Origin of the sequence: Candidatus Thiosymbion oneisti (assembly GCF_900092655.1) — a bacterium.
Lineage (GTDB): Bacteria > Pseudomonadota > Gammaproteobacteria > Chromatiales > Chromatiaceae > Thiosymbion > Thiosymbion oneisti.
Map to the genome: position 1 here is coordinate 1 of NZ_FLUY01000706.1, position 2,635 is coordinate 2,635.

The following is a 2,635-nucleotide window of genomic DNA, read 5'->3' on the forward strand; positions in this document are numbered from 1 at the left end:
CGGCGGGTTTGCACTGTACCTGCCGGCACCCCCGGTTACACCAGGTAGCGTGGGTTGCTACCAATGCCGGGATAAGGTCGCCGCCGCACTCCAAAGTTTCCGCCGGACCGCTCGCAACGCCGGGCAGTGGACGATCTATTCGTCAACGTCGGCAAGGCCATCGCGGCCTTCGAGGCTACCATCGTCTCGCGCTCATCGGCATTCGACCGCTTCGCCGAGGGCCTGAGAGACGACAATCCAAGTCAGATGGCAGCGCTCTCTACCAGTGCCCAACGTGGCCTAAAGCTTTTCCTGGGTAAGGCCAAGTGTGTTCTGTGCCACTCTGGCCCCAACTTCAGCGACGGTGAATTTCATAATATCTACGTCAGCCGCGCGGGAGAAGATGATTACGGACGCTGGGACGGCGTCGCCCAGGTACGGGCTTCGAGCTTCAATTTCGAGAGTCGCCACAACGACGCACGTCCGGAACAGGCCTTTCCCTGGGTCCGCTATGTTACCCGCATTCCCGAGAGCAAGTACCAGTTTAAAACACCTACCCTGCGCGATGTGGCGCAGAGAAGATCCTTCATGCACAACGGGCGTTTCAGTACCCTCGATGAGGTCATCGATTTTTACGATGAGATTGACGAGGCCAAAGAATTCCAGGATCACGAGGAAACCACATTGGTCCCCATCGGCCTCAGCCACCAAGAAAGAGAAGATTTGATCGCCTTCTTACATAGTCTGACCGATGAAGAGGCCCAATCTGAGCTACCCGACTTATAGGGCAATGCCATTAACTTAAGGATTATGAGACCGGCTCGTTTGGCTCCCACCGCGTCATTCCGGAAAGTGTTGCCGGAATCCAGGTGCCAGGGATGGCAAAAACAATGGGGGATTGAACAATTGCGGTAGTTTAACTCAGTGAGATAAGCCTCCGGCTTTGGCGGGGGTGATTTAACTTAAAAGTGCCCTAAAGGCATCTTTGATGAGGAGAAACACTGATGAAAGCGATGAAATTCATTATCCCTGTATTGGTAATTCTGTTGTTGAGGGCGGAACCGGCACTGGCTCATATCAAGTGGTTTGTGGAATTCGACATCGCTGAGCCGCCCCGGCAGCTGACTGAGGTGCTGAACGGAACCTTCTGGCTACTGCTGCTGGTCGCTAGTGTTGGTTTACTGATCCTTTATTCTATTGATATTAAATGGTCACGCGCGCAACGCTTTGACTGGTTCGGACGATTCTTCAGTAACCAGCCGAATATCGTCGACACGATAGCCCGTATCGGCACCGGTGTGTTCTTTGTCATGCTTTGGTTGATCGGTGATGTCATTTTAGCGCCGGATTTACTCGGTGATGCAGCGTTTTTACCTTATCTCCATCTATTCGCTGCCATCTTTGTTCTATTCGAATCGACCATGATCCTCAGTGCCTTATGCATTCTGGCCCTGTATGGTTATGGTATTACGCAGTATGGTTTCTATCATATGTTGGATTATATGCTGTTCCCGGGACTCGCTGCTTATCTTGTGCTGAAATCCATTGGCGGCACAAGGTTGGAACAATATCGCGTGCCATTGTTGGTGGTGGGTATGTTGTTCTCTTTCCTGTGGGTTGCAATCGAAAAGTTCGCGTATCCGCAATGGTTCGACCCTTTTCTGGACAGCAATGAATTCCTAACCATGGGCCTGCCCCGTGACTTCTTTCTAATGTGTGCCGCATTCGTGGAATTTACCTTGGTTTATGTATTGCTGACCGGACGTAATGTCGTGTCTTTGGCAGCATTGGCCCTGAACCTAATGATCATCGCTGGTGCCGTTCATTTCGGTAAAGTCGACACCATCGGGCATTTCTTGGTCATTGTCATACTGATAATCATGACCATCAAGGGTCCATCGGTTTATAGCTTTTTCTCCTACCGAGAGAATCGGGGGGTCCTGGCCCAGGCTGGTATAATAGTGATGAGCTATTGGTTGGCCTTGGGATTGATGGTCTCCATGTACTATGGATTTCATTACTTGGCCTACGGCAGGCCGTGAGTCAGGAAGACAGAACATCCAACCCAATGCCATTACTGTCTGGGACTGTAAATATCATCATGGTGTGGACGACGAAGTATTGGTACCAAGTGGACGGTGGCGATGTAAGTTACCGCGGTTGGGAGCTGCTGAGAGAGATCGCGCGACATCAAGAACCAAAACCTGCCGGAGCCGGATGACGATTTTGAGGTTGTATCGCGACAGCGATCGGCCGCATGGCCGATCAATCCGGCTTTTAGCCGTAACTTGAAGCCACCGGCTTTAGCCGGTGGAGTGTTCACATAGCCTCTAAGTCAAACGTCAGGTCGGCAAACAAGAGGAAAAACGACGTATCACGCGAATCTGCACGAACTTGTCATCCCGAACCGAAGGGAGGGAGCTTGTTCGCGCCGAAAGGTACGCCTTGACCGGCGCGTCGTCCCTGAAGGGTCTTCGAATGCTCAAAGTCCCTCTCCCTGGAGAGGTTTCCGGGTAGTCGGACATGGCAAGCATCGAGCACGGTCTTTCGTTCGCCCTCTTCCCAGCCCTTCTCCCGCCGAGGGTGTCGCAAAAGGCACCGATCTTCGCCCTTTGACCCCCTCTCCCCAAGCCCCCTCGCTGCGCTCGGCGCAGGC

The 2,635-nt window shown here is 52.8% G+C and carries 2 protein-coding genes; both read left to right on the forward strand.

The window, feature by feature from the left end; translation table 11 throughout:
* Nucleotides 1-126 precede the first annotated feature (126 nt).
* Nucleotides 127-765, forward strand: coding sequence for a cytochrome-c peroxidase (locus BQ17_RS07710; RefSeq protein WP_089725847.1), 639 nt, complete (start codon nucleotides 127-129; stop codon nucleotides 763-765).
* Between the two features lie 218 nt (nucleotides 766-983).
* A complete protein-coding gene (locus BQ17_RS07715) occupies nucleotides 984-2,021 on the forward strand; it encodes a hypothetical protein (protein ID WP_089725849.1) in 1,038 nt (345 codons plus the stop codon).
* Nucleotides 2,022-2,635: the final 614 nt, after the last annotated feature.

Excerpts from the sequence above, each read along its gene's own strand:
- BQ17_RS07715 (WP_089725849.1), top strand. The coding sequence starts at position 984 with ATGAAAGCGATGAAATTCATTATCCCTGTATTGGTAATTCTGTTGTTG.